Annotated in this window: 30 protein-coding genes; 13 read left to right on the top strand and 17 right to left on the bottom strand. The window is 69.6% G+C overall.

The window, feature by feature from the left end; genetic code table 11:
* Nucleotides 1-28: 28 nt before the first annotated feature.
* The gene (locus D8896_RS08805) at nucleotides 29-325 is read right to left on the bottom strand and encodes a DUF7562 family protein (RefSeq protein WP_121821733.1); all 297 of its coding nucleotides are present in this window, start codon (nucleotides 323-325) and stop codon (nucleotides 29-31) included.
* Nucleotides 326-485: 160 nt separating this feature from the next.
* Between D8896_RS08805 and D8896_RS08800 the strand changes: the two genes are divergently transcribed.
* Nucleotides 486-965: an RNA-binding protein gene (locus D8896_RS08800; RefSeq protein ID WP_121821732.1), complete on the top strand. Its 480-nt coding sequence runs from the start codon at nucleotides 486-488 to the stop codon at nucleotides 963-965.
* 40 nt (nucleotides 966-1,005) lie between these two features.
* On the opposite strand, the gene D8896_RS08795 is transcribed toward D8896_RS08800, so the two are convergent.
* Complete coding sequence (locus D8896_RS08795; protein ID WP_121821731.1) at nucleotides 1,006-1,731, bottom strand: DUF1028 domain-containing protein; 726 nt, start codon at nucleotides 1,729-1,731, stop codon at nucleotides 1,006-1,008.
* A gap of 92 nt (nucleotides 1,732-1,823) precedes the next feature.
* Here D8896_RS08795 and D8896_RS08790 point away from each other — a divergent pair, with 92 nt between their 5' ends.
* Nucleotides 1,824-2,183: a cell division protein SepF gene (locus tag D8896_RS08790; protein ID WP_121821730.1), complete on the top strand. Its 360-nt coding sequence runs from the start codon at nucleotides 1,824-1,826 to the stop codon at nucleotides 2,181-2,183.
* 77 nt (nucleotides 2,184-2,260) lie between these two features.
* Here the strand turns inward: D8896_RS08790 and D8896_RS08785 are convergent, their stop codons facing one another.
* Nucleotides 2,261-2,653, bottom strand: coding sequence for a DUF5611 family protein (locus D8896_RS08785; protein WP_121821729.1), 393 nt, complete (start codon nucleotides 2,651-2,653; stop codon nucleotides 2,261-2,263).
* Nucleotides 2,654-2,693: 40 nt separating this feature from the next.
* Nucleotides 2,694-3,629 (bottom strand): DUF7093 family protein, encoded by a 936-nt coding sequence (locus D8896_RS08780; protein ID WP_121821728.1) that lies wholly within the window; start codon nucleotides 3,627-3,629, stop codon nucleotides 2,694-2,696.
* 90 nt (nucleotides 3,630-3,719) lie between these two features.
* On the opposite strand from D8896_RS08780, the gene D8896_RS08775 reads away from it, so the two are divergent.
* Both D8896_RS08775 and ygfZ read left to right on the top strand, forming a co-directional pair.
* Nucleotides 3,720-4,019, top strand: coding sequence for a DUF6432 family protein (locus D8896_RS08775; protein WP_121821727.1), 300 nt, complete (start codon nucleotides 3,720-3,722; stop codon nucleotides 4,017-4,019).
* Nucleotides 4,020-4,106: 87 nt separating this feature from the next.
* Nucleotides 4,107-5,189 (top strand): CAF17-like 4Fe-4S cluster assembly/insertion protein YgfZ, encoded by a 1,083-nt coding sequence (gene ygfZ / locus D8896_RS08770; protein WP_121821726.1) that lies wholly within the window; start codon nucleotides 4,107-4,109, stop codon nucleotides 5,187-5,189.
* 114 nt (nucleotides 5,190-5,303) lie between these two features.
* Here the strand turns inward: ygfZ and D8896_RS08765 are convergent, their stop codons facing one another.
* From D8896_RS08765 to uvrA, 3 genes are all read right to left on the bottom strand, one after another.
* Nucleotides 5,304-6,383, bottom strand: a complete 1,080-nt coding sequence (locus tag D8896_RS08765) for a geranylgeranyl reductase family protein (RefSeq protein ID WP_121821725.1) — start codon at nucleotides 6,381-6,383, stop codon at nucleotides 5,304-5,306.
* 58 nt (nucleotides 6,384-6,441) lie between these two features.
* The gene (locus tag D8896_RS08760) at nucleotides 6,442-7,434 is read right to left on the bottom strand and encodes a WD40/YVTN/BNR-like repeat-containing protein (RefSeq protein WP_121821724.1); all 993 of its coding nucleotides are present in this window, start codon (nucleotides 7,432-7,434) and stop codon (nucleotides 6,442-6,444) included.
* A gap of 187 nt (nucleotides 7,435-7,621) precedes the next feature.
* Nucleotides 7,622-10,573: an excinuclease ABC subunit UvrA gene (gene uvrA / locus D8896_RS08755; RefSeq protein WP_121821723.1), complete on the bottom strand. Its 2,952-nt coding sequence runs from the start codon at nucleotides 10,571-10,573 to the stop codon at nucleotides 7,622-7,624.
* Nucleotides 10,574-10,728: 155 nt separating this feature from the next.
* Here uvrA and D8896_RS08750 point away from each other — a divergent pair, with 155 nt between their 5' ends.
* On the top strand, nucleotides 10,729-11,304 hold the full coding sequence (locus D8896_RS08750; protein ID WP_121821722.1) for an LURP-one-related/scramblase family protein: 576 nt from the start codon (nucleotides 10,729-10,731) through the stop codon (nucleotides 11,302-11,304).
* Nucleotides 11,305-11,428: 124 nt separating this feature from the next.
* Complete coding sequence (locus tag D8896_RS08745; RefSeq protein WP_121821721.1) at nucleotides 11,429-11,878, top strand: universal stress protein; 450 nt, start codon at nucleotides 11,429-11,431, stop codon at nucleotides 11,876-11,878.
* Nucleotides 11,879-11,886: 8 nt separating this feature from the next.
* On the opposite strand, the gene D8896_RS08740 is transcribed toward D8896_RS08745, so the two are convergent.
* Nucleotides 11,887-12,285, bottom strand: coding sequence for a hypothetical protein (locus tag D8896_RS08740; protein ID WP_121821720.1), 399 nt, complete (start codon nucleotides 12,283-12,285; stop codon nucleotides 11,887-11,889).
* A gap of 91 nt (nucleotides 12,286-12,376) precedes the next feature.
* Here D8896_RS08740 and D8896_RS08735 point away from each other — a divergent pair, with 91 nt between their 5' ends.
* The 4 genes from D8896_RS08735 to D8896_RS08720 all read left to right on the top strand — a co-directional run bounded on the left by D8896_RS08735 (nucleotide 12,377) and on the right by D8896_RS08720 (nucleotide 16,331).
* Nucleotides 12,377-13,087 (top strand): TIGR00266 family protein, encoded by a 711-nt coding sequence (locus tag D8896_RS08735; protein WP_121821719.1) that lies wholly within the window; start codon nucleotides 12,377-12,379, stop codon nucleotides 13,085-13,087.
* A 58-nt stretch (nucleotides 13,088-13,145) separates the two neighbouring features.
* A complete protein-coding gene (locus tag D8896_RS08730) occupies nucleotides 13,146-14,120 on the top strand; it encodes an ROK family protein (RefSeq protein WP_121821718.1) in 975 nt (324 codons plus the stop codon).
* 172 nt (nucleotides 14,121-14,292) lie between these two features.
* Nucleotides 14,293-15,843 (top strand): LVIVD repeat-containing protein, encoded by a 1,551-nt coding sequence (locus D8896_RS08725; RefSeq protein WP_162991509.1) that lies wholly within the window; start codon nucleotides 14,293-14,295, stop codon nucleotides 15,841-15,843.
* A 110-nt stretch (nucleotides 15,844-15,953) separates the two neighbouring features.
* Complete coding sequence (locus D8896_RS08720; RefSeq protein WP_121821716.1) at nucleotides 15,954-16,331, top strand: NifU family protein; 378 nt, start codon at nucleotides 15,954-15,956, stop codon at nucleotides 16,329-16,331.
* Here D8896_RS08720 and D8896_RS08715 read toward each other — a convergent pair.
* The 3 genes from D8896_RS08715 to D8896_RS08705 all read right to left on the bottom strand — a co-directional run bounded on the left by D8896_RS08715 (nucleotide 16,326) and on the right by D8896_RS08705 (nucleotide 18,471).
* Nucleotides 16,326-17,744 (bottom strand): DUF402 domain-containing protein, encoded by a 1,419-nt coding sequence (locus D8896_RS08715; RefSeq protein WP_121821715.1) that lies wholly within the window; start codon nucleotides 17,742-17,744, stop codon nucleotides 16,326-16,328. The genes D8896_RS08720 and D8896_RS08715 overlap by 6 nt on opposite strands.
* On the bottom strand, nucleotides 17,741-18,118 hold the full coding sequence (locus tag D8896_RS08710; RefSeq protein WP_121821714.1) for a DUF7532 family protein: 378 nt from the start codon (nucleotides 18,116-18,118) through the stop codon (nucleotides 17,741-17,743). The genes D8896_RS08715 and D8896_RS08710 overlap by 4 nt, the downstream gene beginning before the upstream one ends.
* Before the next feature lie 155 nt (nucleotides 18,119-18,273).
* Nucleotides 18,274-18,471 (bottom strand): hypothetical protein, encoded by a 198-nt coding sequence (locus D8896_RS08705; RefSeq protein WP_121821713.1) that lies wholly within the window; start codon nucleotides 18,469-18,471, stop codon nucleotides 18,274-18,276.
* Between the two features lie 121 nt (nucleotides 18,472-18,592).
* On the opposite strand from D8896_RS08705, the gene D8896_RS08700 reads away from it, so the two are divergent.
* Entirely contained in the window at nucleotides 18,593-19,597 is a 1,005-nt protein-coding gene (locus D8896_RS08700; RefSeq protein WP_121821712.1) for a PrsW family intramembrane metalloprotease, read from the top strand.
* A 27-nt stretch (nucleotides 19,598-19,624) separates the two neighbouring features.
* Here the strand turns inward: D8896_RS08700 and D8896_RS08695 are convergent, their stop codons facing one another.
* The gene (locus D8896_RS08695) at nucleotides 19,625-20,221 is read right to left on the bottom strand and encodes a riboflavin synthase (protein WP_121821711.1); all 597 of its coding nucleotides are present in this window, start codon (nucleotides 20,219-20,221) and stop codon (nucleotides 19,625-19,627) included.
* 104 nt (nucleotides 20,222-20,325) lie between these two features.
* Here D8896_RS08695 and D8896_RS08690 point away from each other — a divergent pair, with 104 nt between their 5' ends.
* Nucleotides 20,326-20,562, top strand: coding sequence for a DUF7533 family protein (locus D8896_RS08690; protein ID WP_121821710.1), 237 nt, complete (start codon nucleotides 20,326-20,328; stop codon nucleotides 20,560-20,562).
* A gap of 6 nt (nucleotides 20,563-20,568) precedes the next feature.
* On the opposite strand, the gene D8896_RS08685 is transcribed toward D8896_RS08690, so the two are convergent.
* From D8896_RS08685 to D8896_RS08670, 5 genes are all read right to left on the bottom strand, one after another.
* Nucleotides 20,569-21,666, bottom strand: a complete 1,098-nt coding sequence (locus D8896_RS08685; RefSeq protein ID WP_121821709.1) for a M24 family metallopeptidase — start codon at nucleotides 21,664-21,666, stop codon at nucleotides 20,569-20,571.
* Between the two features lie 3 nt (nucleotides 21,667-21,669).
* Complete coding sequence (locus D8896_RS08680; protein ID WP_121821708.1) at nucleotides 21,670-23,508, bottom strand: UvrD-helicase domain-containing protein; 1,839 nt, start codon at nucleotides 23,506-23,508, stop codon at nucleotides 21,670-21,672.
* A gap of 70 nt (nucleotides 23,509-23,578) precedes the next feature.
* Complete coding sequence (locus tag D8896_RS19325) at nucleotides 23,579-23,737, bottom strand: DUF7563 family protein (RefSeq protein WP_449271847.1); 159 nt, start codon at nucleotides 23,735-23,737, stop codon at nucleotides 23,579-23,581.
* A 111-nt stretch (nucleotides 23,738-23,848) separates the two neighbouring features.
* Entirely contained in the window at nucleotides 23,849-24,034 is a 186-nt protein-coding gene (locus D8896_RS08675; protein WP_121821707.1) for an HVO_0416 family zinc finger protein, read from the bottom strand.
* A gap of 119 nt (nucleotides 24,035-24,153) precedes the next feature.
* The gene (locus tag D8896_RS08670) at nucleotides 24,154-24,474 is read right to left on the bottom strand and encodes a rhodanese-like domain-containing protein (protein WP_121821706.1); all 321 of its coding nucleotides are present in this window, start codon (nucleotides 24,472-24,474) and stop codon (nucleotides 24,154-24,156) included.
* Between the two features lie 119 nt (nucleotides 24,475-24,593).
* Between D8896_RS08670 and ubaA the strand changes: the two genes are divergently transcribed.
* The gene (ubaA, locus tag D8896_RS08665) at nucleotides 24,594-25,418 is read left to right on the top strand and encodes an SAMP-activating enzyme E1 (RefSeq protein ID WP_121821705.1); all 825 of its coding nucleotides are present in this window, start codon (nucleotides 24,594-24,596) and stop codon (nucleotides 25,416-25,418) included.
* Nucleotides 25,419-25,432: the final 14 nt, after the last annotated feature.

The following is a 25,432-nucleotide window of genomic DNA, read 5'->3' as shown; positions in this document are numbered from 1 at the left end:
GGTACGCGGGTCCGGCGCGACCGCCCGGCTACTGCTCCTCCTCTAGCTCGCCGTACCGATCCTCGACGGTCGCGCTGTACCACTGCAGAAACGCCTCCCGGTCGCGCTCGCCGGCCTCGACGTCGATCAGGAGCTCCTCCAGTTCGTCCCGCGGCTGGTGACAGAGGTCGCGGTAACAGGGCTTGCAGAGGTACTCGAACTCCTTGCCCTCGCGCTCCCACCGGTCGCCGTGCTTGTCGTATTCCCGCGCGTCGGACCGACGGACGGAGTCCCCGCAGGCGATGCAGGTCTCCATCTCGTCCCGGTCTTTCCGGGAGGACCACATACCAGTACTGTGGGCGGGATCGTACTTAGCCCTTTTCGGGGTCCGCCGTGACACGACCGGCCGGCCGACGCCACCGACCGGCGACCGTCGGCGGGCAGGTCCGTCGGCGACCCCGCGCCGGAACGGGCGATTTATGCGCGCCGCGGTGTTTTCCCCGTCCATGCAGGTCAAGTCCCGGCACCACCTCCGGAGCGACGAGATCGACGAGATCGAGGACCACGTCGCCGCCCAGCTGGACGTCGCGGTCGACGGCGACGCGTACGAACTCGTCGAGTTCGAGGACAGCGACGACGAGCTCGTCCTCGTCGACGGCGAGCCGGCCGTGCTGTACGTCGACGAGGAGCCGTTTCTCACGGTGCGGGGCGCAAACGAGTACCCGCCGGAGAACCGCGTCGTCACCGTCGACGCGGGCGCGGTCTCCTTCGTCAGCGACGGCGCGGACGTAATGCGCCCCGGCATCGTCAAGGCCGACGCGGACATCGGGAGCGGCGACCTCGTGGCGATCGCCGAGGAGTCCCACGGCAAGGTGCTCGCCATCGGCCGCGCGAAAACCGACGGCGACGACATGGTCGGCGACAGCGGCAAGGTCGTCGAGTCGATCCACCACGTCGGCGACGACCTCTACGAGTTCACGGCCTGACGGTCGTCGCCTGTCCCGGTCAGCAACAGTCGCCCGTTCGCTACTCCGCCTCGTCCATGCTGTCCTCGTCGTACGCGTCCTCGTAGCGCTCCATCGCCATCTCGTACCCCTCGACGGCGTGTTCGTACGTCTCCCGGAGGTCCGCCACCGGCGTCTCCGTGGCGTCGACCCGCAGGTCGTTGTAGTACGGGTCGACCGGCGGGTCCTCGGTGGACTCGACGAGCAGGGCCGCGCTCTGGACGTGGAGTTCCTCGCGCTTGTCGCCGCCCTCGGCGTGGCCCGCGGCCAGCGCGTCGATCAGGCGCTCGGCGAGGGGCGCGTCGGCGTTCTCGCCGTCTCCCGGCGCGCTCGCCTCGTACGCCGCCGCCGTCGCGTCGACGACTTTCTCGCCGGTGAGCAGGTTGCCCGCGACCGTGTAGCCGTCGCCCTCGACGTGGCCGAACCAGCCGTTGCACTCCTCGCCGGAGAACGCGAACGTCCCGTCCGCGCCGACGCCGTGAAGCTGGCGCTGGGGCGCGCCGTCGTCGGCGTTCAGCAGCGACTGCAGCGCGTCGTCGACCGCAAGCCCGTCGTCGAGATACTCGATCCCCTTCCGGCCGAGGTCGACGTTGACGAGGCTCTGTGTCGCGACCGCGCCGTGCTCGCTGGCGAACGGGCACAGCGTCCCGACGCCCGGCAGCCGCGTCGTGACGGCGACGCCGAAGCGCGTCCGTTCCTCGCCCTCGTCGTCCGTGTACCGCTCCCGGACGCAGATGCTGAACGTCATGGGGGATCCCTGGGCGCTGTGGCGCAAAAAGCCCCGCCTCCCGGAACTGTCTGACGCAAGAACTATACTCGCTCCGCCGGTGACGTACCCCTATGGGACTGATGAGCAAGATCCTCGGGAGCAACGACAGCCGCTCGACCGGGGACTACGTCGAACTCGACCCCGCCGACTTCGACGCGGGCGCGAACGAGGCGGCGATGTCGGTACACATCGCCGAAATTTCGGGGAAGGAGGACGTGATGGACATCAAAGACGCCGTCTACGACGGCGACCTGGTCATCGCCGACATCACGCGGCTCCGGACCGAGGACCCGACCGCCGAGCACATCATCGACGAACTCCGGCAGGTCGCCGAGGAGGTCGGCGGCGACATCGTCCAGAAGGGCGACGACGGGATCATCGTCACGCCGACCGGCGTGCAGATCAGCCGTGAGAAACTGGGCGTCCGGTAGGGCACCTCGCCGGGCGACGGCGTTCGCTCCGTACCGGCGCTAGAGAACTCGGCTCGACGGGAAGCCGGCCGGACCGGTCAGGCGTCCACGTCGTGGTCGGGGTCGTCCTCGACCGCGCGCTTCATCGACTCGCGGCGGGACTTGGCGTCCCGGCCCGTCGCTTCGAGCAGGAAGTCGTTTTTCGCGTCGACGGCGTCGGCCGCGGCCTCGGCGTTGCCCTCGGCGATCACGTCCTCGGCGTCGCGCTCCTCGAAGTGGACGGCGAGCTTGTCCTTCTTGCTGCCGTACGTCGACGCGCCGACGACGATCCGGTCGAAGACGGGGTTGTCCGGGTCGCCGACGACGTAGAGGTCGTCGCCCTCGTACTCCTCGGTGCCGGTGATCTCGCCGAAGTAGTCCTCGACGGTCGACTCCATGTCCGGCACCCGTTCGTCGAGATACTCGCCGCGACGCATCTTGTACTCCTTCATGCCTGAAGTGATACACAGGGGGAGGTTTACCCTTTTCGCGTTAGCGCTCGCGCTCGGTGATGTAGCCGTGCTTGCACTCCGGGCAGATGTCGCCCGCCCGCAGCGACGAGCGCGCGGCCGGCGTGACCTGCCCGCACTCCGGACAGAAGAACTCGGTGTCGACCTCGGTGGTGTCAGCTGGTGCATCGGGTGGCGGGGCGGTGGCGGCGCTGGTAATCCCCGTCTCCTCGGTCCCGCCGCCGACCGTCTCCTCGCCGTCGGCCGGCGCGGCGTCCGGGTCCGCCTCCGGCGTGAGTCCGCCGCCGAACTCCACGTCGGCCTCCTCGTCGCTCAGTTCGGCGTCGTACCCCCTGTCTTCCCCCTCCTGTTCGGGCCACGCCGTCGACCGCTCGCTGCCCTCCGGTTCGCCCGTGTCGTCGGCGTCCGGCCACTGGCCGTACTCGCGGTCGGCCGCCGGCTCGTCGTCCTCGTCCAGAATGACGCCGTCGTCCTCCTCGGGGGCAGCCTCGGGTTCCGGCCCAGCTGCACCCTCGGCATCCGTCACCACATCCTCGGCGGTGTCGGTTCGTGCGCTGTCGGCCGCGTCCGGTTCGGCCGCCGTCTCGTCGATGATTTCGGCGTCCTCGCCGTCGCCGACCGGCTCAGCCGGGTCGCCGGTCGCCGCGTCGTCGGGCGTGCTATCGGCCGGATCGGGCGACGAGTCGGCCGTCGCCGGGTCAGCCGGCGTCCCCTCTGTCGCGTCGTCCGCCGCCGGTTCGTCGACGGCGGCCGCGTCGGACGCCGCTCCGGATGCCGTGTCCCCCGCGTCCAGCGTCGTCACGTTCGTGTTCTCGCTGACGAGCGTCGTCTCGCCACAGCGGGCACACACCTCGACCTCGCGGACGGTCTCTATCACCTCGCTCCCCTGTTCCTCGCGCTCGCGTTCGACCTCGGTCTCCGCGAAGTCGTGCCCGAGCAGCGAACACCTGAGACCCATTGTGACTCCATATCCAACCGGGGCTGAAAAGGCTACTGTTTGGGGGGGTCAGGGGATAATAGTAAATCCCACCCACGCGAAGAAGGACCCATGAGAGCAAAGCGGGAGTACCGCGACCGGGACGCGGTCGAGGTCTCGGTACTCGACGCCCTCGTCGACCGGAGCGAGGACGGGATGACGGTGTTCGAACTCCGGTCCCACGTCGAGGCCGACATCGACGAACTGGAGGGGGCGCTCGCGACCCTGAAGGAGGCGGGACTGATACACGTCGACGAGAACGGCGACCGGACGGTCATCATGCCGGACGAGCGCGTCGTGCCCGATCCCGGCGAAACCGTCACCGAGGACGAGAGTCTGGTCGACCGGGTGCGCGACCGCCTCCCGTTCTGACCGGAACCGACGGCCGCCGCGGAGCCGCCCCGGCGCGGACAGCGGGGCATAGGGAGGCTTTTCCGGTCCCCGCCCCCACGGAGAGGTATGACGGTCATCGAGTCGGTCCACGCGGACCACGGCGCGACGTTCGGCGAGCACGGCGGCCGCCGCGTCGCGCTGGAGTACGGCCGCCGCGAGCGGGAACACCGGGCCGTCCGCAAGGTCGTCGGCGTGACGGAGATGGCGTACGGCGTCGTCGTCGTGACCGGCGACGACCGCGTCGACTACGTCGACAACGCGGTCTCGAACCGGGTCCCGTCGGAGGACGGGGAAGGCGTCTACGCGCTCCTGCTCGACCCGCAGGGCGGCATCGAGACGACGATGTACGCGTACAACGCCGGCGACAGGCTGCTCCTGTTCACGCCGCCCGGCCGCGCCGGCCCGCTGGCCGAGGAGTGGTCGGAGAAGGTGTTCATCGAGGACGTGGAGATCACCGTCGCCACCGACGAGTTCGGCGTATTCGGCGTCCACGGCCCCAAGGCGACCGAGAAGGTCGCCAGCGTCCTCAACGGCGCGGCCAGCCCGGACGAGTCGCTGACCTTCGTCCGCGGGTCGATGGGCGACGCGGGCGTCACGGTCGTTCGCACCGACGGACTCACGGGCGAGGAAGGGTACGAGGTCATCTGTGCCGCGGGCGACGCCGCCGACGTGTTCGACACGCTCGTCAACCACGGGCTGAACGCCGCCCCGTTCGGCCGGCGGACGTGGGAGGCGCTCACGCTCGAAGCCGGGACGCCGCTGTTCGAGACTGAACTGGCCGGCAACATCCCGAACGTCGTCGGCCTCCGGAACGCGCTCGACTTCGAGAAGGGGTGTTACGTCGGCCAGGAGGTCGTCTCCCGCGTCGAGAACCGCGGCCGGCCGAGCAAGCGGCTCGTCGGTCTCCGCCCTGACGCGCTCCCCGGCTCGGGCGCGGCCGTGTTCGCCGGCGACGAGGCGGTCGGCGAGGTGACCCGCGCCGAGGAGAGCCCGATGCTCGACGCCCCGGTGGCGCTCGCGCTGGTCCAGTTCGACGCCCCCGAGGCGGGGCTGACAGTTCGCGTCGACGGCGAAGAAGTCCCCGCCGAGCGGGTCGAACTGCCGTTCGTCGAGAGGAGCGACCGCTCCGCGCGGCTGCCGACGTACTGAGGTTTTTATTTCAAGCCGCGGCCAGCGCCGCCGTGCCCTGACCAGTCGCCGCGGAGCGGTGAGGCGGGTGTGCGGTCAACCGCTCCGCGATCGATGCCGACCGCCTGTTCGCCCCTACGACAGCAGCGCCCGGAGGTGCTCCCGCGAGAACAGCGACGTGGGGCGGTCCATGTGGACGCCGATCTCGCCCGACAGCGCCCCCAGCCCCGCCCGCTGGACCGGCTCCGGGAGGGAGTACGCCCGGCGGAGCCAGTGGCCCAGCCGGATCTCCCGGGACAGGTCGTCGCGCCACGCACGTTCGTAGTCCTGCAGCGTCGACGGCTCGGTCGGGTCGATCTCCTCGACGGCGTGGTCAGCGCAGGTCATCCCGTAGAGGATGCCGCCGCCGGTGAAGGGCTTGGTCTGGGCGGCGGCGTCGCCGACCAGGAACCCGCGGGTGCTCGTCACCCGGTCCGGCGGCCCGATCGGGATCGCGCCCGAACAGCGACGGTGGGTGGAAGCGCCGTACCCCTCGACCAGCGCGTCGAACCGCGCGCCCACGTCGTCGCCCGGCGGTGCGGCCAGCCCGTACTCGACCCCGGCGTCGCCGCGGGGGATCCGCCACGCGAAGAACCGCGGCGCGGTGAGGTGGACGTCGACGAACGCGCCGTCGTCGGCCGCCGCGTCGAAGCCGAGGACGCCGTGAAGCAGTTCGTCGGGTTTCGGCAGGTGAAGCTCGTCCCGCACACGCGACCGCGGGCCGTCACAGCCGGCGACCATCCGCGCGGTGAACGTCTCCGTCCCGTCGGGGCCACGCGCCGTCACCTCGACGCGGTCGTGGTACTCGTCGACGGCGGTGACGGTGTGCTCCTCGCGCAGGTCCGCGCCGGCGTCGCTTGCCAGGTCGGCCAGATGCCGGTCCAGCCCGACGCGGTCGATGACGTTCGACACCGCCTCCCGCTTGTAGAACCGGTGGGCATCGCTGTCGGGACCGCCGACGTGGAAGCGCGCGCCGCGGACCTCGTTCTGGAGCAGTTCGTCGCGCGCGTCCGGGCCGGCGTACTCCCAGAGGTCGGTGCTGACGTGGCCGGAGCAGGCCAGCGGCTCGCCGACCGTCCCCTGCTCCAGCGCGAGTACGTCGTGGCCCGCCTCGGCCGCCCGGCGCGCGAACCGGGAGCCGGCGGGACCGGCACCGACGACGACGAAGTCGTACATGTCCGGGACGTGAACGGCGGAGGCTAAATCCTTCCCGGTCCGAACTGCCACGGCCCCGTCAGGCGACGACGGCCAGTCCGCGACAGGTGTCGTCGGCGAACCGCTCCCACGACGGCGGGAGCCGGTCCCAGCTATCGCCGGCGTCCGGCGTCCGGTACAGCCCGCGGTTCGTCGCCGCGAAGCACTCGCCGGCCTCGGTGCCCGACGCCAGCACCGCGCGGACGACGCCGTCGCCGGCCGGGAAGTCGGTCAGCCGTTCCCACTCGTCGCCGCGCTTCCGGTAGAGGTACGACTCGGCCCGCGAGGCGGTGTGGGCCGAGTACGCACCGCTCGCGGCGGACATGAGCACCGTCCCCGGATCTGCCGGGTCCAGGGCGAGCGACCAGCAGTAGCGGTGGTCGAGGCCGTCCTGCGGGTGGTCCCACGTCTCGCCGCCGTCGGTCGTCTCCGCGTAGCCGTCGCCCGCCGCGCTCCAGGCGCGGTCCGGCGCGTCGGGGTGGGTCGCCAGCGTGTGGTTGTCGCGGCGCGACCCGGCCGGGCGTTCGTGCCAGGTCTCACCCCCATCCTCGGTCAGCACGAGCGCGCCCGCCTCGATGCCGACGTACAGCCGGTCGGCGTCGTGCGGGTCCGGCTCGATCCACCTGACGTGGTGCGTGTCCGGCCGCGGCGGGAACGACCACTCGTCGGCCGACGGGAGGTCGACCAGCCCGTCGAGGTGGGTCCACGAGTCGCCGCCGTCCGTCGAGCGGTAGATCCGCGACGGCTCCGTCCCGGCGTACACCACGTCGGGGTCGTGCGGGGAGACGGCCACCGACAGGACGGCGTCCTGGTCGATGGCGTCCGCGCCGACGCGCTCGAACGTCTCGCCGCCGTCGCTCGTCCGCTGGAGACCGGAGCGGAACGTCCCGACGAACGCCCGGTCGGGGCCCGCGGGCGACGCGGCGACACACTCCAGGTCGCGGCCGTCGAGCCGCCGGCTGTCGGTCCATTCCCCGCCCTCGCGGGTGGCGATCACGAGCGCGTCCCGCATCGCGGCGTAGACGGTTGGCATGAGCGTGGCTATGTCCCATCCGGATAAAGAGCTATCCTGAAGCGCATTCCTGAAAGGGAGCTGAAAGTTCCTGTTCAGTCGTCGCCTGTCCGGACGAGACTGCGGTCCCTCGGGGTCCACCGACCCACTCGGCACCGTCGGACACGGTCCGACGAGCCCGCGCTCGCTCCGCTCGCGCGGACACCGTTCAGTCGTCGCCCGGAGCTGTCACCGGCTCTTTCCGCTGCCCCCGTGGGCCTTCGAGGTCCACGTCCGGCAGGAGGTCCCGGAGGTAGCGTCCGGTGTGGGAGTCGTCGGTCCGCGCAACCGACTCCGGCGTGCCGGTGGCGACGACTTCGCCGCCGTGCTCGCCGCCCTCCGGGCCGAGGTCGACGATGTTGTCGGCGTTTTTGACGAGGTCGAGTTCGTGCTCGACGACGACGACAGTGTTGCCGTTGTCGACGAGGCGCTGGAGCACCTCGATGAGCTTGCGCTCGTCCGCGGAGTGCAGGCCGGTCGTCGGCTCGTCGAGCAGGTACAGCGTGTCGCCGGTCTGCTTCTTGCCGAGCTCCTCGGCGAGCTTGATGCGCTGGGCCTCGCCGCCCGACAGCGTCGTCGAGGGCTGGCCGAGCTTCATGTAGTCCAGCCCCACGTCCTTCAGCAGCTGGAGCCGCCGGGAGAGGCGGGTGTCGGCCTCGAAGAAGTCGTACGCCTCCTCGACGCTCATCTGGAGCACGTCGGCGATCGTCTTGCCCTTGTAGGTCACGTCGAGCGTCTCGTCGTTGTAGCGCGCGCCGTCGCACTCCTCGCAGGGGACGTACACGTCCGAGAGGAAGTTCATCTCGATCTTGACGGTGCCCTGGCCGCCACACTCCTCGCAGCGGCCGCCCTTCACGTTGAACGAGAACCGGCCCTTCTCGTAGCCCCGTTGCTTGGACAGTTTCGTCTCGGCGAACAGCTCCCGGATGTAGTCGAACACGTCGGTGTACGTCGCGGGGTTCGACCGCGGCGTCCGGCCGATTGGGCTCTGGTCGATGAGCCGGACGGTCTCTATCTCGTCGACGCCGTCGATTGCGTCGTGGTCGCCGGGGTCGACCGAGTGGTTGTCGTTCATCTCGCGGGCCAGCCCCTTGTAGAGGATCTCGTGCATCAGCGTCGACTTGCCGGAGCCGGAGACGCCGGTGATGGCGGTGAAACAGCCGACCGGGATCTCCACGTCGAGGTCCTTGAGGTTGTGCTGGCGCGCGCCGCGGACCGTGAGCGCGCCGTCCGGCTCGCGGCGCTCCTCCGGTACGGGGATCTGCTTCCGCCCGGCGAGGTAGTCGCCGGTGATGGAGTCCTCGCAGTCGATCACCTCGTCGGTGCTGCCCTGAACGACGACCTCGCCGCCGCGCTTGCCGGGGCCAGGACCCATGTCGACGACGTTGTCGGCCCGTCGCATCGTCTCCTCGTCGTGCTCGACGACGAGCAGGGTGTTACCGAGGTCGCGCAGTTCCTCCAGCGTGTTCAGCAGGCGGTCGTTGTCTCGCTGGTGGAGCCCGATAGAGGGTTCGTCGAGCACGTAGAGGACGCCGACGAGGCCGGAGCCGATCTGGGTGGCCAGCCGGATGCGCTGGCTCTCGCCGCCCGACAGCGTCGCGGCCTCGCGGTCCAGCGTCAGGTACTCCAGACCGACCTCGGTCATGAAGCCGAGGCGGGCGCGGATCTCTTTGAGGATCTCCTCGGCGATCTTGCGGTCCCGGTCGGACATGTCGGCCTCCATCGCCTCGAAGTGGTCGAGGGCGTCGCCGATACTCATCCGGTTGACTTCGGTGATCGAGGTGTCGTCGACGAGGACCGCGCGGGAGGCTGGCTTGAGGCGGGTGCCGTCGCAGGCCGGGCACTCCGTGACGGTCATGTAGTCCTCGATGTGGTCCCGCGTGCTGTCGCTGTCCGTCTCGACGTGGCGGCGCTCTAAGTTCGGGATGACACCCTCGAACGGCTTGGTCTTGCGGCGGACGCCGTTGCTCGTCTGTCGCTGGAACACGACCTCCTCGTCGGTGCCGTAGAGGAACGCGTCCTGCACGTCCGGGTCGAGGTCCTCGAACGGCGTCTCGACGCTGACGCCGAAGTGCTCGGCGACGGCGTCGAGGCGGGTGCGGTAGTACGACCGGTTGTAGCTCCAGGCCTCGAAGGCGTTCTTCAGCGGCTTCAAGGGGTCCTGCAGGACCAGGTCCTCCGAGACCTCCTTCGTCTCGCCGATCCCCTCACACTCGGGGCACGCGCCGTGGGGACTGTTGAACGAGAAGCTCCGGGTCTCGATCTCCGGGAGGTCGATGCCGCAGTGCGTGCAGGCAAGATCCTCGGAGAACTCGACGACGAGACGGTCGTCGGTTTCCCCGGCGAGGTCGCCGGTCGAGCGGGCCTTCGTTCCGCCGAGTTCGGCGTCTTCGGGCGGGTCCGGCAGGATCACCTTGAGGACGCCGTCGGCCTCCTCCAGGGCCGTCTCGACGCTGTCGGCGATCCGCGAGCGAGCGTCGGGTTCAACCTTCACGCGGTCGACGATGACGTCGACCGTGTGGTCGTAGTTCTCGTCCAGGTCGGGGCGGTCCATCGTGAGGTCGTAGCGCTCGCCGTCGACCTCGACGCGGCTGTACCCCTCGCTCACGAGTTCGTCGAACCGGTCCTCGAACGCGCCCTTCTGGTCGCGGACGACCGGCGCGGCGAGCTTCGCCCGCGTCCCCTCGGGGAGTTCGAGCAGCCGCGTCACCATCTGCTGGGCGGACTGCTCGCCGACCTCCCGCCCGCATTCGGGACAGTGCGGCGTTCCAACGCGGGCGTACAGCAGGCGGAGGTAGTCGTGGAGTTCGGTGACCGTCCCGACCGTCGACCGGGGGTTGTTCGCGGCGTTCTTCTGGTCGATGGAGATGGCGGGCGACAGCCCCTCCACGGTCTCGACCTGCGGCTTGTCCATCTGGCCGAGGAAGTTGCGGGCGTACGCCGACAGCGACTCGATGTAGCGGCGCTGGCCCTCGGCGTACACCGTCTCGAACGCGAGTGAGGACTTCCCCGACCCCGACAGCCCCGTCACGACGTTGAACTGTTCGCGGGGGATCTCGATGTCGAGGTCCTTGAGGTTGTTCTCCTCTGCCCCCCTGACCTCGATGTAGTCCTTGCTCATCTACGCGTTGCCAGGGACCAGGGGCGTGAAACGCTGTCGGTTCCGGAGCGCCGGACCGGCGGTTGCCGTTCGGCGGGTGCTCGTCGCCGGAGCGCTGTTTCGCGCTCGGAGACGGTCCGCCGGCGTTTATCAATCCCCGACGAGACCCTCCGGACATGCGCGACGACTACGACATCTCCGGGATCGACCTCACGGACGACCGCTACACCGTCGACCAGTCGCTGGTCCGGAACAAGTACAAGGCGACCGACGCCGCCGGGAACGTCGTCCTCCGCGGCAAGCAGAAGATGTTCAAGATGAAAGAGGAGTTCCCGTTCGTCGACGCCGACGGCGAGGACGTGTTCACGGTGAAAGCCGGCGGCATCATCGACGTGGCCGGCAACTACGTCCTCACCGACTCGCGAACCGGCGAGGACCTCGTCGTCCTCGACAACGACTACTCGATCTTCCAGGACACCTGGACGATCCGGGACGCCGACACGGAGGAGAGCCTGGCGAAGATAACCTCCCGGGGCGCGATGACGACGCTCGCCCGGAACCTCCTCCCGTTCGGCGAGATCATCCCGCACAAGTACGAGATCACCGACCGGAACGGCGACCACGTCGGCAACATCGACGGGCAACTGTCGCTCCGGGACACCTACGAGATCGTCATCGACGACACGAGCGACGTGCCGAAGGAACCGATCGTCGCCGCGGCGATGGTCATAGACTCGATACAGGACCACTGATTGGCGGACGTGCCCGTCGCCCCGAACTGCGCAGTCGCCAGCACTCGACACACGGCCAAACCATCGCCGCCAACGTTTGCGCTCCCCCGTAGGCTTTTGTCGCGGCGCTGTGTACCCGGCGGATATGACACTCGACACGATTCTCCTTGCGGTCGGCGCGAAGGACGAGAAGCGGGCCGAACGACTCGCCGACGCGGTCGCGGAAGTGGCCGGGCCGACGGGCGCGACCGTCGTCCTCGCACACGTGTTCACCGACGACGAGTACGACACGGTGCTTGACCGACTCGACTTCGACCCCGACGGCGAGGTGTCGCCGGACGAAGTTGCGGAGCGCCACGCGACCATCCGGGAGATCGCGTCGCTGCTGGACGCGGCGGGGGTCAAGTACGAGACCCGCGGTGCCGTCGGCGAACACGGCGAGACCATCGTGAACCTCGCGAAGGACGTGAGCGCGGACCGCGTGGTCGTCGGCGGCCGCCAGCGCTCGCCGACGGGCAAGGCCGTGTTCGGGAGCGTCGCACAGGAAGTGATGCTCTCCTCGCCCTGCCCGGTGACGTTCGTCCGGGACGAGTGAGCTAGCGGCTACCGGTCGGCACGCTCCTTCCACTCGGCTTCCTGCCGGCGCTCGCGGACGTGCCGGACGCCGTCGGCGAGTTCCTCGCGAGCGCGTTCCTCGAACTCCTCGTACGGCGCGAGGAACGCCTCCTCGTACTCCTCCAGCAGGTCGTACGTCCAGCGGTCCTCGAACACGCCACGGGGGAGATGCTCGTCGCGGATCTCGTCGGCCAGGTCGTCGTACCCGCAGTCCCGGAGCGCCGCCTCGGCGTCGTGCAGGTGGTCCAGCGCGTGCCCGGTCGCGTGATGGAACTCGACGAAGCGGCCCCGTGCGCGCTGCAGCCACTCCAGCGCGAGTTCGACCTCGTGGGCGGCCGCCGCTTCCGAATCGCTGACCCGGTCGGTGGTGGGGATCTCGTCGTCCATACAGTGTGATACGGTATTATACCTGATAGCTGTCGGGGCGGGCGTCCAGCCTCGCCCGGACGTTTAAGCCGGTCGACACGGATGGTCACATATGGAGCACGAAGTGCGCCACCGGCCGTCCTTTGCCCTCCTCGACGTATCGCTGAACCGCGGCGAGTCGATCACCGCGGAGGCGGGTGCGATGGTGTCCCACTCAGACGGGATCGATATCACGACCGACAGGGGAGACAGCGGGCTCCTCAGTTCGGTCAAGCGCTCGGTGTTCGGCGGCGAATCCTTCTTCCGGAACACGTTCGAGGCGACCGACCCCGGGAACGTCACGCTGGCCCCGCCGCTTCCCGGCGACGTGGTCCACCAGGAGCTGCAGTCCGAGACGCTGTACGTCCAGTCGGGGTCGTATCTCGCAGCCGACAGGGATATCGACCTCGACACCGAGTTCGGCGGCGGAAAGACCTTTTTCGGCGGCGAGGGACTGTTCCTCCTGCGGCTGACGGGGACCGGCGATGCGTTCCTGTCGAGCTACGGCGCGGTCGAACCCGTCACGCTGGACCCCGGCGAGCGGTACGTCGTCGACACCGGCCACATCGTCGCGTTCGAGGACCAGGTCTCCTTCGACGTCCGGAAGGTCGGCGGGCTGAAGTCGACGCTGTTCAGCGGCGAGGGGCTGGTCTGCGAGTTCGAAGGTCAGGGCACCGTCTGGCTGCAGTCGCGCAGTCAGGACGCGTTCCTCTCGTGGCTCGTCCCGCAGCTCCCGTCCGGCGGCGACGGCGACGACGACGGCGTCCAGTTCTCGTTCGGGTAGGACCGCCGCGACGCCGAACGGTCTAATTAAGTGGCGGCGCGTTCCCTTCCCTACCAGAATGGGTAACTACGCGGGCGTCGACCTCGGCGCGACGAACGTCCGGGCGGTCGTCGCCGACGACGAGGGGACGATCATCGGCGCGCACCGGCAGAACACCCCACAGGGGCCGACGGGCATCGCGGTCACCGAGGCCGTCCTCTCCGCCCTGCGGACGGCCTGCGAGGAGGCCGCCGTCGACCCGACGAGCATCCGTGCGGCGGGGATCGGCTCGATCGGGCCGCTCGACCTGGCCGAAGGGACCGTCGAGAACCCGGCGAACCTGCCGGACACCATCGACACGATCCCGCTGACGGGGCCGGTCGGAAAGCTGATCGACGACGACGAGGTGTACCTCCACAACGACACCATCGCGGGCGTCATCGGCGAGCGGTTCCACAGCGACCGCAACCCCGACGACATGGCCTACCTCACCATCTCCAGCGGCATCGGCGCGGGCGTCACCGTCGACGGCAACGTCCTCTCGGGCTGGGACGGCAACGCCGGCGAGGTCGGCCACATGGTCGTCGACCCGCAGGGCCATCTCACCTGCGGCTGTGGCAAGGACGGCCACTGGGAGGCGTACTGCTCGGGCAACAACATCCCGCGGTACGCCCGGTTCCTCCACGACGAGGATCCGGTCGACACCGCCCTGCCGATCGACGACCCCGAGTTCTCGGCGGCGGACGTGTTCGCCCACGCCGGCGAGGACACGTTCGCGGACCACGTCATCGACCAGGTCGCCCACTGGAACGCCATGGGCGTCGCCAACATCATCCACGCGTACGCCCCGCTGGTCATCTACGTCGGCGGAGCCGTCGCGCTCAACAACGAGGAACTCGTCCTCGACCCGATCCGCGAACGGCTGGACGACATGGTGTTTACCAACCTGCCGGACGTGTCGCTGACGACGCTTGGCGACGACGTGGTGGTTCGGGGGGCGGTCGCAAGCGCGATGACCGCTGGTACTGGCGATCGGAGCCGAATGCGTCGCTGAGGCTCCGCGCCAGTGCCAGCGTTAGGAACCGGTGACCGGTCCCGAATGCGGCGCTGAGGGACCGCGCCAGTGCCAGCACAGGAGACTAATGACCGCCGCACGGCAACGCGATAGTCCCGTTTTCGAGGTTCGTACAACACAGTTTTATTACAGGTCGGCCACATGTGGGGGTATGGAGTCCCCAGACGAGCGGAGTGTCCTCCGGCGGAGCGTGCTGAAGGCGACGGGTGCGGCCGGACTCGCGGCGGCTGTTCCCGCGGCGGCGTCGGGCAGCACCGCGACCCAGGAAGACGGCTACGAACCGATCGGCCGGTACGACATCCCCAACGCGAAGGAACTGGTGATGGGCGACGACGGCACGACTGCCTACGTCGCGCTCACCGACGGCTTCGCGGTGTTCGACCTCTCGAACCCGGCGTCCCCGGAACTGCTCATCGAGGAGCGCGGGCTACAGCCCGACAGCGAGAACGGCCCGCTCGGACAGATCTACGACGTGAAGCAGGACGGCGACCACATGATCGTCGTCGGGCCGGCCAACAGCGGCCAGGTCTCCGGCTTCTTCACCGTCGACATCAGCTCGCCGACGGACGCGTCCATCGAGGAGTTCTACCCGACTGAGTTCCCGATCCACAACTCCTTCCTCCACGGGAGTCACGCGTACCTGACCGCCTACGACGAGGGCGCGTACCCGATGGTCGTCGTCGACATCGAGTCCCAGGAGGAGATCGCACGCTGGTCGCAGCTCGAATACGACTCGGCGTGGGCAGAGGTGCCGGCCGGCCGGCGGTCGCTCCACGACATCTACGTGCAGGACGACCGGGCGTACCTCGCACACTGGGACTCGGGGACCTGGGTGCTCGACGTGAGCGACCCGACCAACCCCGAATACATCACCCACTTCGGCGATTACAGCCTGTCGGATCTGCAGGGCGGCGGCTCCCAGCTCGCCGGATTCGAGCCGCTGGGGAACTCCCACTACGTCCAGCCCAACGCCGACGGCACCATGGTCGCCGTCGGTGCCGAGACCTGGGACATCAACAACAACGGCTCGGGCGGTCCCAGCGGGATCGACTTCTGGGACATCTCCGACCCCGAGTCGCCCGAGAAGGTGTCGACGATCGAACCCGAGGAGTCCGGGAACAACGCCTACCAGGGCGGCACGTGGACCACCTCCCACAACTTCGACTGGGTCGGTGACCGGCTGTACACGTCGTGGTACAACGGCGGCGTCAAGCTGTTCGACGTGAGCGACCCCGCGAACCCGGAACAGCTGTCGTGGTGGCGCATGCCCGACGAGACGAGCTTCTGGACGGCCCAGGCGGGCGTCGAGGGCGAGTTCTTCGCCGCGACCAGCCTCGGGACGGGGCTGGAGAACACGGATGTCGCCGCGGTGTTTACCTTCCCCGACGAGGCCGGCGAACAGTCCGACCCGCCGTCGCTGATGGAGGACGGGTCCGGATCCGGGTCCGAGTCGACCACGACGACTACGACCACCGCGATGGACGACGGCACCACGACGACGGGGATGGACGAGACGACCACCGCGATGGACGACGGTACCACCGCTGACGGCGACGGGAGCGGCGGCAGCGATGACGGAAGCGGCGACGGCGGCAGCGACAACAGCAGCGACGACAGCGACGGCGGGGGTATGCCCGGCTTCGGCGTCGGTGCGGCGCTCGCCGGCCTCGGCCTCGGCCTGCGTCGTCTCCGCCGGGACTGACCCGCCGGCCCCGTAACCGGCCGCGTCAGGCCCGAACCCTCACGATCGTTCCCGAAATCCGCCCACCGGGATCCAAACCTTCCCGTACCTGGAGTACGTACTCGCGAGCAATGACCATCGGCTCACCCGAAGACCCCGACTCCGAGGAACCCCTCGCGGAGCGGATCGAGACGTGGCTCGTCCAGCAGATGCCGATCATTCAGATGCACGGCGGGACGAGCTCCGTCCGGAAGGCCGACCCCGAGACCGGCGAGGTGGTCGTCGAACTCGGCGGCGGCTGTTCGGGCTGTGACGTGAGCGAGGTGACCTCGGGCAACATCGAGGCGGACCTGCTCAAGTGGCCGGAGGTCGAGGACGTGACGGTGCGGGTGCCCGAATCCGGCGAGACCCTCGGCGTCGACCAGGCCGAGAGCATCATGGGCGTCGACCGGACCGAAGGCGGGCGCGGCGACTGGGGGTCGTCCAACCCCGGCAAGGACCACCTATAGCGCGCTCTCGACCGCCTTCGCGACGCTTCTCGCCTTCTCAGCCAGCGCCTCGGAGACGTTCCCGGCCGCGACCGCGGCGTCGAGTTCGTCCTCGTCGACCACCGTCACCTCGCCGTCGGGACGTTTGATCACGTCGACGTGCAGGTCGACGTAGCGGACGCCGTCGGGGAACACCTCGACCGGCGTGCAGACGTTGACGTAGGTTCCTTTCCGCTCGCCGTCCTCGCCGCGGTAGACGGTCGGGTACCACCAGCGGCCCTCGGTGATCTTCGTGATGGCGGCGTCGCCGCGCTCGCGTTCCGTGCCGAGCGCGTCGTACGTGCCGCTGCCGCGGATCGTCCGTTTGACAGTCAGCTTCCCGTCCGGGTCGAAGTCCGTTACCTCGCCCTCGCCGAGGGTGTAGCAGCGGCCGTCGGGTTTGCCGTGGACGATGGCCAGATCGTCGCCCGCCGCCGGCCCGTACTGCTCGGCGACGGCGTCGAACGGGAACTCGCGGTTCGCAAGGTCGTCGGCGTCGACGACGCTCTCGACGAAGTCGACCGCGGAGCTGGCGGCGCGGTGGGCGGCCTTCGTCCGGTGGTGGCCCGGCATCGTCGTCTCGACGGCCCGGCGGGCATCGTCCAGTTCGAACCGGCACTCGCGGCCGAACCACACCCACCGCGTCGCGGACGGCGCGGCGACGAGCGCGGGCGCTTGCTCGCCGGGCGACGGCGCGTCGGCGAGGTCCCCGGCCAGCGCGTCGGCGCGGTCCGCGGCGGCGTCGAGCGCGTCGCCCAGCGCGTCCATGTCGGCGTCCGCGGCCGCCCGCTCCCAGCGGACGCCCCAGCCGTCCGGCGGCTCGGCGGACAGCAGTTCGGTCGTCCGGACGAGTTCGGTCGCGCGCTCGCCGGCGGCGTCGGCCGAGACGCCGTCCCGGTCCCGCGCGAGCGTCACGAGCCCGCCCGGAACGCGCATCGCGTCGCCCAGCAGCGGCCGGTCGTCGCCCCACGGCGGCGCTGGCTCACGGACCTGCACCCGGACGTGGTCGCCGTCGTCGACGTAGCCGTCGACGGCGCGGAAGGGGAGAAACCCCTCCCGGTCGCCGTCGAGCGAGACGACCGCGCCGCTGCCCAGCGTCTCGGTGACGCGGCCGTCGAACACGGCACCGAGCGCCGCGGTGTCGTCCCAGGCGAACGCGTCGCGGCCGACCGCGCCCAGGTTCTCGGCGACGGCGTCGACCGCGTCGGGCGCGCCGGAGACCGACACGCCCTGCCTGTCGTCGGTGGTGTCGATCCGAACGTCGGCCGGGGCCACCTCGAACGCGGCGTCGAAGCGGCGGCGGATCGGCGGCGACGCCTGCACCACGTCGTACTCGCCGCGGAGGCGCTCGGTCAGCGCGGTGGTGTAGATGCCGCGGACGCGAACGCTCGTCATCGCAGGCGGTCGCGCGAGTCCGCGAAGCGAACCCGGTCGTGGACCGTCGGCCCGAGCGTCAGTTCGACGAGCCCGTCGTCCAGCACGCGGCCGTCCTCGACGTAGACACCCCAGGAGTCGAAGCGGAGCCAGCCGCGCAGTTCGTCGGCGTGTGTCGTCAGGTCGAGGTAGTCGACGGCGTGCTCGGGGTAGTCGCTCGCGGAGTGGGCCATCTCCATGTCGGAGTAGACCGTCCCGCGGTCCTCGAAGAACGCCTCCAGGTCGGCGGCGGCCTCGCGCGTCGCGTCGACGACCGCCTCCGAGGCGGCCGCGAGCGCCGTGTCGTCGAGGCCGGCGTCGCGGAGCGCCCGCTGCGTTCGCTGGTCGAAATGCATATCGCGGCGTTGGCGGGCGAGGGATTTGAACCGTCCGGAACGCGACCCGACCGGCGGACCGGTCCGGCGCGCTGGCCGACGACGGGCGGGAACCAGCTGCTGGCTACAGCCGTCGCTCCGCGTCCTGCTATCGGCTGGGTCGTACGGTCGAAGTGTCAGTCGTCGGCGGGGACGTCGCCCGTCCAGTTCGCGTCCGCCTCGGTCACGGCGGTGTCGGCAGTCGGGGCGGTGTCGGCGGTCGGTGCGTCGGTCGGCTCGTCGGCTCGGTCGCTTCGTGCCGTCTCGTCGGCTGTGTCCTCGTCGTCCGCTGTCGGCGGCGACGTGTAGTGGATCCCCCTACTATTGCTAAACATGGTACCGGTTCTGCGGAATCGTCGTTGTTAAACCCCACCCTAAAACAGATTATGGTATATTATTACATTCGTATTATATAAGGGGCAAAACGTTACACGGCCTCCGGTTGTACGTCGGGGCATGCCACCCGGTCGCGACCCGGTCGAGCGCGCGTCGGACGGTTCGCAGGACCTGTACGACATCGCAAGCTGGGAGCCGCGGACGGCCGTCGACAGACTCGCCGTATCGGTGTACGGGAGCCTCCGGCCCATCGGCCGCTGGCTACTGATACTGCTGGGCGTGGTGTTGCTGATCGCGCTGGTCGCAGTCGGCGCGCTCGGGGACGTTCGGGACCCGGCAGTCTGGGGGTTCGTGTTGCTGTCGGCGGTCCCGGCGCTGCTGCTCGCGGCGTACTTCCGGCGGATAGACGTGACGAGCGAGGAACCGGTCGGACTGCTGCTCGGGACGTTCGTGCTCGGCGTTCTCTTTGCCGGCTTCGCCGGGGTCCTGAACGACTTCGGGAGCATCCTGCAGGCGGTCCAGTTCGGGACGTTCGGCGTGGGTAGCGTCCTGTTTTTCTACCTCGTCGTCGGGCCCGTCGAGGAGACGGTGAAGCTGCTCGCGGTCCGGCTCCACCCGTACCGGAGCGACCGCTTCGACTCCGTCGTCGACGGCGCGGTGTACGGGGCGGCCGCCGGCCTCGGCTTCGCCACCATCGAGAACGCGCTGTACATCGCCCGGTTCGCGGAGGGCGGCGTGTTCAGCATCGCGTTCGTCAGGGCGCTGGCGGGACCGGGCCACGTCGTCTACTCCGGCATCGCCGGTTACTACCTCGGGCTGGCGAAGTTCAACCGCGAGCAGGCCGGGCCGATCGTCGTGAAGGGGATCCTGATCGCGGCGTTCGTCCACGCCACGTACAACGCGTCGGTCGGCGTCGCGCCGGGCATCATCGCCGACGCGACCGACCTCTCGATGGGGCTCTCGTTCGTCGCGTACGTCGTCCTCTACGTCGGCGCGGCCGGCTACTACCTCTACCGGAAGATCGACCGCTACCGCGCCGCCTACGAGGCGTTCGACGCGGGGGCCGAGCAGGACGCCGACGCGTCGCCCGAGCGCGCGGAGTTCGACGGGTCGATCCGGGACTGAGTCGGTCCCTCGCCCGTCGGGCCCGGGTCAGTACCCGTCGACCAGCTGCTCGGCGTACTTCGCGATCACGTCCACCTCGACGTTGACGGGGTCACCCGGGACCTTCTCGGACAGCGTCGTCAGGTCGTACGTCGTCGGGACGACGGCGACCGTGAACGTCTCCGGGCCGCGCTCGGCGACGGTGAGGCTGATCCCGTCGACCGTCACCGACCCCTTGTCGACGACGTACCGGCCGTGGTCCTCGGGTAACGCGAACTCGAACTCCCAGTCCTCGCCGACCTCGCGCACGTCGACGACCTCTGTCGTCGTGTCGACGTGGCCCTGCACGAAGTGGCCGTCGAGCCGGTCGTCCGCCCGGAGCGCGCGCTCCAGATTGACGCGGTCGCCCGCCGCCAGCGCACCGAGATGGGTCTTTGCCCGCGTCTCCGCCGCGAGGAACGTCTCGAACCACTGGCCGTCTGCCCCGTCGCCGTGTTCCTCGACGGTGAGGCAGGCCCCGCTGACGCTGACGCTCTGTCCGTGTGCCAGCGTCTCGAACCCGGTGCCGATCCGGAGGCGCAGTCCGTCTTCGGTCGGCTCCGTGGCCAGCACCTCACCCGTCCCCTCGACGATGCCGGTGAACATGGCGGACAGTCGGTGCCGCCAGGGCAAAACCCTCCCGACTCGGACGGAGCCTCTTCGACGCGGACGGACGGACTTTTGCCCGTCCGGGGAGTACGACCGGGCGAATGAGTCGCGGCATCATCGGCACGCTCCAGCTGGGCGCGACGCTCGTCTTCGCGATCCCCGTCGTCTACGTCGGTGCCGACTTCCTGCTGTCGGGTCGGACGGCGCTCGGCGCGGCGTTTCTCGCCATCGCAGTCCTCATGGTGGCCGCCGAGGAGTACCTGACGACGCCCGGCGACCTGCCGGCCGAGGCGGCCGAACGCGTCGCCGGGACGGTCGCGAAAGACGACGAGGAGTAGATCCGGCTACGGCTCCAGCGACCGCTCGGCAGTCGCCAGCGGCTCGTACCCGTCCTCGGTGACGGCGACCAGATCCGAAAGGGCCACCTCGCCGCCCGACGGGTCGGTCACGGACGGCGTTATCGCCAGCACGGTTCCCGCCGACAGCGACGCGTCCGTAGTCAGGTCCGGGCGTTCCCGTGCCGCGAGCCCGACGCCGTGGCCCGCGCTCGCCGGGAGCGCGTCGTCGGCGAAGCCGTACGCGCCACACTCGATCATGACCTCCTCGCGGACCGTCGACGCCGGGACGCCGGCTTCCAGTTCGCGCAGCGCCGAGTCGAGCGCCCGCTCGACGGCGAGCTGGGCGCGGCGCTCCCACCCGCCCTCGCCCTCGACGACGACCGTCCGGGTCAGCGCGGCGCGGTAGCCGCTCGGCTCCCGCGGCGCGACGCGGACGACGACCGTCCGGCCGGCTTCGACCGGGTCGTCGGCGGTTCGACGGTCCCCGGCGACCGAGATGCGCGTGGCGTTCGCGGGGGACGCGCCGCCGGCACGGATCGCGTCGTCGACGACCCCCCGGAGGCGGCGCGGCGTCACCGGCTCCCCGTCGTACCGCAGGCGGCCGTCCACGACCCGCGCCACCCCAAGGAGTTCGCGTGCGCGCTCGACGCCCGCCTCGGCGGCGGCCCCCGCGGTGGCGATCCGGTCGCGCTCGGCCGGGGTTTTGACCGCCCGGGCGCGCTCGACGGCGTCGGTCGACGCCACCTCGTAGCCCGCGCGCTCGGCGTACAGCGCGGCGTCGTGGGGGACGTGGCGCGGCGTCAACACCGTCCCCGAGACGCCCCGGTCACGGAGGGCGGCGACCGCCCGCTCCGCGACGGGGCCGTCAGTCGTTCGGACCGTCGCGTCCGTCACCATCGCGTCGAACGCCGGGGAGTTCGCCACCGCCGTCGGGAGGAACACCGTCGCCTCGCCGTCCGCGTACACGTACGCTGCCTCGCAGTCGGGGAGCGTGCCGGTACAGTAGCGGAGCGTCGGCTCGGCGGCGATACCGGCGTGGAGGAACGCGGCGGCGTCGCGCTCGTCGACAGCCGCCGTGAGGACGGCGGTGTCGAGCGGAGCCATCGGCTACTTCGCCTCTAGGGGCTCCTTGGCTTCGTCGATGAGTTCCTCGATGTCGGTTTCGGTCGGCTCGTTGTGGAGCAACACGTCGACCGGGAGCGTCGGCGCGCCGTCGACGAGGTTCTCCAGAAGGACGAGGCGCTCGCGGGCGCGGCTCATCCCGACGTAGAAGACGCGGCGCTCGTTGTCGGTCAGCGTCGGGACGGGGCTGGTCGTCTTGGTGAACTCCTCGCAGCCCGGCACGTCGGTCGGGTCGTCGACGGTCGCGGCCATCTGCTCGACGACCTTCTCGGTGAGGTCGGTGCCGACGAACACGTGGTCGGCCTCGCGGCCCTTCGCGCTGTGGATGGTGCCGACGCGGAGGCGGTCCCGGTCCATGTCGCGGTACTCGCCGGACGCGAAGTACGCCTGCATGCTTTTCGTCTGGAAGCTGGTGACCTTCCGGACCATGTCCGAGGCCGAGGCCGGGCCGGGCATGAACGGCACGTGGTCGCTCACCACCTCGGAGTCGATGATGATCTCCGCGAGGTCGTCGGTGTCGGCCGCCTCCTCGCGCTCGTCGATGTGGTCGAACAGGTCGTCGCGGTCGTTCGTGCCGAACGCCGACTCCTGCAGCATGTCCGCGAGCCGGCGGGCCTGCAGTCCGGTCACGTCCTTCCCCTCGTCGATCCGCTCGACGGCGGTGACGTACTGGTCCAGCCGGTCGGTCCACATCCGCTGGTCGGTGAGACACTGGAACGGGACGCCCTCGGTGATGAACTCGTCGATGAACCGGAACATCTGGTAGCGCGCCCGGAACAGCAGCATGATCGACCCGTCGTCGGTGTTTATCGTCCGGCGGACGTTCCGGACGAGGTCGAGCATCGACGGGCTCTCGACGGCCTCGACGGTGCCGCCCTCGGTCCGGGGCGAGAGGTTCTTCTCCTGGCGCTGTTCGATGTGGCCGACCTCCTGCTGGACGGTGTGGAGGATCTTCGAGGGGAGGCGGTAGGAGGTGTCCAGTATCACGTCCTCGCCGCCCTCCTCCAGCAGGAGCTGCGGGTCGGCACCCTGCCAGGCGTACACGACCTGGTCGTCGTCGCCCGCGATGAGCACGCGCTCTAAGTGGGGTTTCCACTCCTCGTACACCTCGTACTGGAGCTGGGTGATGTCCTGGAACTCGTCGATGACGAGGTAGTCGACGCTCGGCTGGAGCGAGCGCTGCTGGACGCGTTCGAGCATGTCCGCGAAGCCGACCAGGTCGTGCTCGCCCTTGTACGACCGCCAGGCACGGATCGTCTCGGGCACGTCGATCCGGTCGTCGTCGCTGGGCCAGGTCGGCGTGTACTTGTTGCCCTCCTGGGCGCGGTCGTCGACCTCCGGCGGCAGGCGCACCGTCTCGTCGTCCCACTGGAACGGCACGTCGTACCAGTCGGCCACGTCGCGGTTCGTCCGCTGGAGCCACTGGCTCGTGGCGATGATCTTGTTGCCGATCGTGGTCGAGCGGGCGGTGCGGCGGCCGGCACCGCCGTACTCGTCCTCGAACTCGACGCCGTACTCCTCGCAGAACTCCTGTTTGTCGTCCTCGCCGACCACGTCGCTCCGGGAGAGGTCGAGCAGTTCGTACGCCTTCGCGTGCATCGTACAGACGTTCCCCTTCAGCGACCGGGGGTTCGCGTCGAGCCGTTCGGCCAGCCGCTCGCGGACCTCCGCGGCGGCGGCACGCGTGTAGGAGACGACGAGCACGTCACGCATCCCGACGTCATCGTCCTCCAGAATGCCCTCGACACGGTCGAGGAGGGCAGTCGTTTTCCCGCTTCCCGGACCGCCGAACAGCCGGGTCACGGCCGTGTCGCTCTGACTCATTGTCGCAGTTCATGCCCCCGACGAATATAAGCCCCGTGGGTTCTGCCTCGCCCGCGGAGACCGCCGGGCGCTACGTGTTGCGCGGGGACCGAGCCTCGCGTACCTCGCTGCCGTCGCGTATCTTGTCCTTGCAGTCCGGACAGACGCGGGGGTCGTCGACGCCGCGCGGGGTGAACACTCGTGCGTACGCTTCCGTGACGAACGCCCCGCAGTTCTGACATTCCGGCATTTCTATCTCCATCGCTACCTGAAGAAATAATTCGTTATAATTGTATCGCCGTCCGACGCGTTCGGACCGCAGTCACAGACCGGCCGCGGCTGCGAACCGCGCGCGGTCGCGTTACTGCCCCGGACCCCACCCGCAGACGGAACACTCCGTCGCCGCGTCGTCGTGGACCCCGCCGCACTCCGGACACTGCTTCTTGTTATATGATGTCTCCCAGTCTACTCGCTCCGTCTCGTGGCCCCGCTGCGAGAGAAACTGGTCGAACACGTCGTCGCCGGAGTCGTCGGGAGCTGATGCCATACACGGTATGGTATGACACACCAGCCTAATAAATCGTGAGGGTCGAACAGATTTCGCCGCTACGTCGCAACTCACAACCGGTTCACGATCGCTACACGCAGGTGAGAGAACCGCCGGGATCAGGCGTCTTCGAGGTCGCCGTCCCACTCGTCGTACCCGCCGGCGAGCGAGGCAACGGTCGTCCCCTCGTCGACCCCCTCGTGGGACTCCAGCAGCCGCCCCGCCTGCACCGAACTCTGCCCGATGGGGCAGGCGAGCACGACCTCGTCGCCCCAGTCGCGCTCGGCGACGGCGCTCGTGAACTCCGGGAACGGCACGTTCTCCGCGCCCGGGATGTGGCCCGCCTCGAACGCCCGCTCCTCGCGGATGTCCACGACCTGCACGTCCTCGTCCGCCGCCAGCTTCGCTTCCAGCTCCGCCGGGGTGATCTCCTCGACCATCGCCCCACGGTAGGGAACCCGTCCGCTAAACGTCTTCGCTGCCGAGGTGACGACGCCGTCAGGTGCGTCCGCGCCGGTTCGTCGGTCGGTTTATCCCCACCGGCCCGCAACGTCCGGCCATGACCGACCTGAACCTGGACGCGACGCAGTTGGACCGCTACTCCCGGCACGTCATCATGGACGAGGTCGGCCCGGAGGGGCAGAAGCGGCTCCTCGACGCGTCTGTGCTCGTCGTCGGTGCCGGCGGGCTTGGGTCGCCGGTCATCCAGTACCTCGCGGCCGCCGGCGTCGGCCGGCTCGGGATCGCCGACGACGACGCCGTCGAGCGGAGCAACCTCCAGCGACAGGTCGTTCACGGCGACGCCGACGTGGGCCGCCCGAAGGCCGACAGCGCCGTCGACTTCGTCGAGACGCTGAACCCCGACGTGGACGCTGTCCCCCACGAGACGCGCGTCTCGGCCGACAACGTCGCCGATCTGGTCGGCGAGTACGACTACGTCGTCGACGCCAGCGACAACTTCGCCACGCGCTACCTGATCAACGACCACTGCACGCTCGCGGGAGTCCCGTTCTCCCACGGCGCGATCTTCCGGTTCGAGGGGCAGGTGACGACGTTCCCGGGCGACGAGGAGTCGCCGTGTTACCGCTGTCTGTTCCCGGAAGCGCCGCCGGCGGGCACGGTCCCCGACTGCGCGACGACCGGCGTGCTCGGCGTGCTCCCCGGCACGGTCGGCTGTATCCAGGCGACCGAGACGGTCAAGCTGATCCTCGGCAAGGGTGAGACGCTCGACGAGCGCGTGCTGATGTACGACGCGATGGAGATGAGCTTCGACGAGATACCGCTCCGGAAGAACCCCGACTGCCCGGTGTGTGGCGACGCTCCGGCGATCGACTCCGTGCACGACGTGGAGTACGCCGAGACCTGCGCCATCTCGGCGGACTGATGCGGTAGCCCTCT

Source organism: Halostella salina, from assembly GCF_003675855.1.
In the GTDB taxonomy this organism is placed as follows: Archaea; Halobacteriota; Halobacteria; order Halobacteriales; family Natronoarchaeaceae; genus Halostella; species Halostella salina.
This window is presented reverse-complemented; position numbering and strand designations above follow the sequence as displayed.

Excerpts from the sequence above, each read along its gene's own strand:
- D8896_RS08670 (WP_121821706.1), bottom strand. The coding sequence starts at position 24,474 with ATGGTCGAGGAGATCACCCCGGCGGAGCTGGAAGCGAAGCTGGCGGCG.
- D8896_RS08705 (WP_121821713.1), bottom strand. The coding sequence starts at position 18,471 with ATGTTTAGCAATAGTAGGGGGATCCACTACACGTCGCCGCCGACAGCG.
- D8896_RS08685 (WP_121821709.1), bottom strand. The coding sequence starts at position 21,666 with ATGGCTCCGCTCGACACCGCCGTCCTCACGGCGGCTGTCGACGAGCGC.
- D8896_RS08695 (WP_121821711.1), bottom strand. The coding sequence starts at position 20,221 with ATGTTCACCGGCATCGTCGAGGGGACGGGTGAGGTGCTGGCCACGGAG.
- D8896_RS08790 (WP_121821730.1), top strand. The coding sequence starts at position 1,824 with ATGGGACTGATGAGCAAGATCCTCGGGAGCAACGACAGCCGCTCGACC.
- uvrA (WP_121821723.1), bottom strand. The coding sequence starts at position 10,573 with ATGAGCAAGGACTACATCGAGGTCAGGGGGGCAGAGGAGAACAACCTC.
- D8896_RS08725 (WP_162991509.1), top strand. The coding sequence starts at position 14,293 with ATGGAGTCCCCAGACGAGCGGAGTGTCCTCCGGCGGAGCGTGCTGAAG.
- D8896_RS19325 (WP_449271847.1), bottom strand. The coding sequence starts at position 23,737 with ATGCCGGAATGTCAGAACTGCGGGGCGTTCGTCACGGAAGCGTACGCA.
- D8896_RS08750 (WP_121821722.1), top strand. The coding sequence starts at position 10,729 with ATGCGCGACGACTACGACATCTCCGGGATCGACCTCACGGACGACCGC.
- D8896_RS08715 (WP_121821715.1), bottom strand. The coding sequence starts at position 17,744 with ATGACGAGCGTTCGCGTCCGCGGCATCTACACCACCGCGCTGACCGAG.
- ygfZ (WP_121821726.1), top strand. The coding sequence starts at position 4,107 with ATGACGGTCATCGAGTCGGTCCACGCGGACCACGGCGCGACGTTCGGC.
- D8896_RS08675 (WP_121821707.1), bottom strand. The coding sequence starts at position 24,034 with ATGGCATCAGCTCCCGACGACTCCGGCGACGACGTGTTCGACCAGTTT.
- D8896_RS08680 (WP_121821708.1), bottom strand. The coding sequence starts at position 23,508 with ATGAGTCAGAGCGACACGGCCGTGACCCGGCTGTTCGGCGGTCCGGGA.
- D8896_RS08745 (WP_121821721.1), top strand. The coding sequence starts at position 11,429 with ATGACACTCGACACGATTCTCCTTGCGGTCGGCGCGAAGGACGAGAAG.
- D8896_RS08795 (WP_121821731.1), bottom strand. The coding sequence starts at position 1,731 with ATGACGTTCAGCATCTGCGTCCGGGAGCGGTACACGGACGACGAGGGC.
- D8896_RS08740 (WP_121821720.1), bottom strand. The coding sequence starts at position 12,285 with ATGGACGACGAGATCCCCACCACCGACCGGGTCAGCGATTCGGAAGCG.
- D8896_RS08780 (WP_121821728.1), bottom strand. The coding sequence starts at position 3,629 with ATGGGTCTCAGGTGTTCGCTGCTCGGGCACGACTTCGCGGAGACCGAG.
- D8896_RS08700 (WP_121821712.1), top strand. The coding sequence starts at position 18,593 with ATGCCACCCGGTCGCGACCCGGTCGAGCGCGCGTCGGACGGTTCGCAG.
- D8896_RS08710 (WP_121821714.1), bottom strand. The coding sequence starts at position 18,118 with ATGCATTTCGACCAGCGAACGCAGCGGGCGCTCCGCGACGCCGGCCTC.
- D8896_RS08760 (WP_121821724.1), bottom strand. The coding sequence starts at position 7,434 with ATGCCAACCGTCTACGCCGCGATGCGGGACGCGCTCGTGATCGCCACC.
- D8896_RS08735 (WP_121821719.1), top strand. The coding sequence starts at position 12,377 with ATGGAGCACGAAGTGCGCCACCGGCCGTCCTTTGCCCTCCTCGACGTA.
- D8896_RS08775 (WP_121821727.1), top strand. The coding sequence starts at position 3,720 with ATGAGAGCAAAGCGGGAGTACCGCGACCGGGACGCGGTCGAGGTCTCG.
- D8896_RS08690 (WP_121821710.1), top strand. The coding sequence starts at position 20,326 with ATGAGTCGCGGCATCATCGGCACGCTCCAGCTGGGCGCGACGCTCGTC.
- D8896_RS08765 (WP_121821725.1), bottom strand. The coding sequence starts at position 6,383 with ATGTACGACTTCGTCGTCGTCGGTGCCGGTCCCGCCGGCTCCCGGTTC.
- D8896_RS08800 (WP_121821732.1), top strand. The coding sequence starts at position 486 with ATGCAGGTCAAGTCCCGGCACCACCTCCGGAGCGACGAGATCGACGAG.
- D8896_RS08805 (WP_121821733.1), bottom strand. The coding sequence starts at position 325 with ATGTGGTCCTCCCGGAAAGACCGGGACGAGATGGAGACCTGCATCGCC.
- ubaA (WP_121821705.1), top strand. The coding sequence starts at position 24,594 with ATGACCGACCTGAACCTGGACGCGACGCAGTTGGACCGCTACTCCCGG.
- D8896_RS08720 (WP_121821716.1), top strand. The coding sequence starts at position 15,954 with ATGACCATCGGCTCACCCGAAGACCCCGACTCCGAGGAACCCCTCGCG.
- D8896_RS08785 (WP_121821729.1), bottom strand. The coding sequence starts at position 2,653 with ATGAAGGAGTACAAGATGCGTCGCGGCGAGTATCTCGACGAACGGGTG.
- D8896_RS08730 (WP_121821718.1), top strand. The coding sequence starts at position 13,146 with ATGGGTAACTACGCGGGCGTCGACCTCGGCGCGACGAACGTCCGGGCG.